The sequence below is a fragment of the Streptomyces sp. 150FB genome (assembly GCF_000818195.1).
GTDB lineage: Bacteria > Actinomycetota > Actinomycetes > Streptomycetales > Streptomycetaceae > Streptomyces.
In genome coordinates this window covers 5,808,836-5,813,557 of the sequence record NZ_JTHL01000001.1, presented here as the reverse complement: position 1 = coordinate 5,813,557, position 4,722 = coordinate 5,808,836, and the positions used below count along the sequence as shown (strand labels likewise).

At 72.4% G+C, this 4,722-nt stretch carries 2 protein-coding genes and 1 pseudogene; all 3 read right to left on the bottom strand.

Translation table 11 applies throughout. The features are described 5' to 3' along the window. The coding region (locus tag QR77_RS47510; RefSeq protein WP_173476452.1) for a serine/threonine-protein kinase at positions 1–1,076 on the bottom strand (1,076 nt) is incomplete at its 3' end. Between the two features lie 174 nt (positions 1,077–1,250). Further along, entirely contained in the window at positions 1,251–3,182 is a 1,932-nt protein-coding gene (locus tag QR77_RS25115) for a serine/threonine-protein kinase (protein WP_040024365.1), read from the bottom strand. Between the two features lie 91 nt (positions 3,183–3,273). Beyond that, positions 3,274–4,722, bottom strand: a pseudogene (locus QR77_RS49085) (serine/threonine protein kinase); the annotation flags it as partial.

The following is a 4,722-nucleotide window of genomic DNA, read 5'->3' as shown; positions in this document are numbered from 1 at the left end:
ACCGGGCGCCCACCGGCCGCCGTGTCCGGGCCGGTGTTCTCGCCGGCGCCCGTGCCGCTGCCGATGCCGATGCCGCCCAGCTCGGCGAGGCCCAGCGTCGCGGCCGCGATCACGACGAGTGCGGCGCCGACGACCAGCGCGACCCTGCGGGCGCGGTGCACGCGGCGCGCGGGAGCGGGCACGGTCTGGGGTGTGGGGGCGTGCTCGGGTGTGCGCTCCGGTTCGAGGGCGGGTACGGGCTCCCGAGCGGCCGGGACGGCGACCGGGACGACCTCCGCGACCGGTTCGGGCCGCTCGTCCTCGGGGACGGCACCGTCGGTGAGGTACGCGCGGAGCAGCCGTTCCGCCTCGGCCGCCTCCAGCCGGCGCGCCGGGTCGCGCTCCAACAGCCCCCGTACGACGGGCAGCAGCGGCTCGGCAGCGGCCGGCGGTCTGATCTCGTCCTCGACCACCGCGTGCAGCACCCCGGCCAGCGAGTCGCGGTGGAACGGCGACCTGCCGCTCAGCGTCGCGCACAGCAGCGCGCCGAGCGACCAGAGGTCGGAGGCCGGGCCTGCCTGGTCGCCGCCCATCATCCGCTCGGGTGCGGTGTATTCGGGCGAGCCGACGAACGAGCCCGCTTCCGTGCGCGAGGTCGCCTCGACCAGGCGCGCGATGCCGAAGTCCGTCAGCACGACCCGTCCGGTGGACTCCTCCATCAGGACGTTGGCGGGCTTGAGGTCGCGGTGCAGCACCCCGAAGCCATGAGCGGCGCGCAGCGCGCCGAGCAGCGCGAGACCGATCCGCGCCGCCTCCGGCACGTCGAAGGGGCCACCCGCCTTGAGCCGTTCGGCGAGGGACGGGCCCTCGACCAGCTCCATGACGATGTAGGGGGCGCCGTCCTCCTCCACCACGTCGTGGACGACCACGACATGCGGGTGCTTGACGCGTGCGACGGCGCGCGCCTCGCGCAGGGAGGCGACATCGGCCGCCCCCGGCTGTCCGCCGACGCCGTGCCCCTCGCGTACGCCGTGCAACTCCTTGACGGCGACGAGCCGGTGGAGGAGTTCGTCCTCCGCCTGCCACACGGTGCCCATGCCACCGCGTCCCAGTCTGGCCCTCAGCCGGTAGCGGCCCGCGATGAGCCGGCCGTCGGCGGGTCGCCGGTGCTCGTCCGGCACTGGTGCTCCCTCTCACTCATGGTCGGTCGTCGTGCTTGTCCGGAGGTCCGGGGAGTCCGGGGGTCGGGCGCAGGCGCGGGGTGTGCGGACTCAACCGGCGTCCGGCGGCTGCCAGTTCTGCAGCACGGTCTCGAACTGCCGCTCCGTCACCGCCCAGTCGCTCGCGGGACTCGACATGTAGATCGCGCACTCCACGTTGTCGTCCGTGTCATACATGTGGTCGATGGCGTGCCGTGGCCCCGGTATGCCGTCCTTCTCCGTCTGGTACCAGGTGAACTCCCAGCGCGCCGACTCGGGCTGGTCGCGGAAGTTGTAGTGCCCGAGCTGGAGTTGGGAGTAGTCCTTGAGGACCGACAGCCCCTTCTCCATGTCCTTCATATGGTCTTCCGGGGTCGGGAAGTCCGGGTTCTCGTCGATGCTGATCCGGATGAGGTGGTTGCCGCCGTCGGGGGTGTAGTCGATCGACTCGCCGGTCATCTCGCGCTTCCAGCCCTGGGGGACGACCAGGCTGAACCCCGCGGGGTCATGGACCCTCTGGTACCCGTCGGGCACCGAAGGCCCGTTCGGCGAAGGGCCCGACGGGGGTGACTGGCCCTGGCCGCCCTCGGACGCGGAGGCGTCCACCGGGCCGCCGCCGTCCCGTCCCTCGGCGGTCCCGCCGCCGCTCCCGCCGTACTCCATCGCCGCGAACCCGGCTCCGGCGCCGACCACCGCCGCCGCGAGGACGGCCAGGAGCGCCTTGCGCAAGCGGCGGCGATCCTTGATGGTCGCCGCCTGACCGTACGTGGTCGGCGTCGACGTGGATACGGCCGCGTGTCCTGGCCCGGACGTCGGCCAGGGCGTCGGGACTTCGGCGGGCAACTGTCCGGGGTCGGTGTCGCGCTGATCGCGTCCCCCGGTCCTGAGCGGAGGCCCGGACTGAGACCCGGACTGCGACCCGGAGTGTGACTGCGACGGGGACCGCGGGGGCTGGACGGGCGTGTGTGCTCCGGCGGGCGGAGCTGACGGGGTGGCGCCCGACGAGGTGGCTGACGGGATGCCGCCTGACGGAGCGGCTGACGGGACGCCCGACGGGCGGCCCGACGTCGTGCGCGAGCCCGACGGATAGCTCTGGTAGCCGGTCGTGCCGGTGCCGGACCCGTAGCCGTACGCCCGCGTGTGCGCGCGGGTGGCCGTCTCCGGTGCCGTACGCCCCTCCATCACCTCGCGCAGCATCCGCGTGACCTCGACGGCCCCGGGCCGTACCGCCGGATCCTTCGTCAGCAGCGCGGCGATCACCGGGGCGAGTGAGCCCGCGTTGTCGGGGTGCGGCGGCTCGTCGGCGACGACGGCCTGCATGGTGGAGAGCGCGGAGTTGCGGCGGAAGGGCGAGATCCCCTGCACCGCCATGTAGAGCGAGGCGCCCAGCGACCACAGGTCGGACGGGGGTCCGGGGTCGCTGCCGCGTACCCGCTCGGGCGCCAGATAGTCGATGGAGCCGACGAGTTCACCGGTCCTGGTGATGGTCGAGTCGCCCTCTATCGCCGCGATGCCGAAGTCGGTGAGCAGGACTCCGCCGTCGCGGGCGAGCAGGATGTTCCCCGGCTTGACGTCGCGGTGCAGCACGCCCGCCGCGTGTGCGGCGCGCAGCGCGCCCAGAACCTGGAGGCCGATCCTGGCGCCTTCGCCGGCGTCGATCCGGCCGGTCTCCTTGACCGCGTCGGCGAGTGACGGGCCGTCGACGTACTGCATGACGATCCACGGCCGGTCGTCGTGTTCGAGGACGTCATGGACGGTGACCACGCCCGGGTGGGTGATCCGGGCCGCCGCTCTGGCTTCCTTCTGGGTCCGCTGGTGCAGCACGGCGCGGTCGGCCTCGGAGGCGTAGCGCCCCGCCGTCAGTTCCTTGACGGCGACGGTTCTGTGCAGCAGCTCGTCATGAGCGCGCCACACCTTGCCCATACCGCCACTGCCGATGGGCTCGCCCAGCAGATACCGCCCGGCGAGCACCTGACCCGCGCCCGTGCTCTGTGAATGTTCCACGTCCCCCGCCCAGTTGCTTGGGATGACAGGTTACGGAGGTGGGGTGGGCATGCGGAACCTCGGGTGGCCGACGGAAACCGCACTGTGATGGTCAGCGGGTCACTTTGTAGGACGGTTTGGCCAGCTCGAAGATCTCTTTCACCTTGTCACCCTCACCCTTGGGGCCCATGACCTGGAGAATGTGGTAACGGCCGTTGATTATCATCGCGACGTTGCGTACGGCGATCTCGCCGCCGTTGCTGTCCTGCCAGGTGAACAGGCCCTCGGCGGTGGCCATCTGACCGACGTCGATCCGCAGCAGATTGCCCGAGGTCGCCCAACTCGAACTCCGGTAAGGGGCGAGTTCCGGTTCCTTGTCGAGCTGATACTTCATCGGGTCGTTGCCCATGTCCGCCGCGCTGTCCCGGCCGGGGACGACAATGAGCTGGAAGGCGCCGTTGACATAACGGATCTGCTGGCTGTCGTTGATGGGGCGGCGCTGCCAGTCCTTGGGCACGGCGACCTGGAAGCCCTCGCTGTCCTTGCGCAGCACGTATCCGGCGGGAAGGTTCGACGCGGGTACGGTCTCCTGCGGAGTGGCGGAGCCCGCGCTGCCGGGCGCGGTTGAGCCGTCCTTCGACGAGGCAGCCGGGGCGGGCGCCCCGTTGCTCGCGCCGGGTGTCACCGGCGCCGCGGACGCGCCCGAGCCCGTGTCGCCGGTGCTCGCGCCCTGCTCCTCCCCGGACTTGGGCAGGAACATCACGGCGTACACCACCCCGGCGACGAGCAGCAGCAGAACGAGGATCAGCAGCGTACGGCCGAGGTGACGCGAACCCCGCGCACGGGCGGGCTCGGGCCGTCCCGGCTCCTCGTACCGCTCGAACTGCTCCGTACGGTCGTACTCCTCCTGCCGGGCGGGCTCTTCGCGGAACTCGGCGGCGCCGGGCCCCACGTACCGCCCCTCCGGGGACACCGCGCGCTGGCTCTCGCGCACGTCGGTGTCCCTGCGGGCCCTGCTCTCCTTGATCTCCTTCTTCTTCTTGTTCTTGTTCTTGTGCCGGTGGCGGCCCATCTCGCCGCGCCGGCGCCTGCGGACCAGCTCACCCTTGCGGCGCACTATCGGCAGCCGCCCGTCGATGGACGGCAGCGCCACGATGTCCGCGCCCGCCTCGGGCTCGGGCGCCGACCTGACGAGCGAGCGCAGCCAGCCGCGCAGCTCCTCGAAGTCGGGCCGCTCCGTGGGGTCCTGACGCAGCAGCGACTCGACGACGGGCCGCAGCGCGCCGCACTCCTCGGCGAAGGCGGGCGGCTCGGCGCAGACGAGCTGGACCAGTTCGGCGGCGTTCTCCTCGGGGTACGGGGCGTGGCCCTGGACCGCGCGGTAGAGCAGCGCGCCGAGCGCCCACAGGTCGGTGGAGGGGCCGATGGGCGGCGCGAGCTGCCAGTTCTCGTGGACGGGGCCCGCCTGCTCGGGCGCCCAGCGCTCGGTGACCGGGCCGACGATGGCGATGCGCGCCTGGCGGGCGCGTTCGGCGGCGAGCGGGGTGGTGGGACCGCGGTA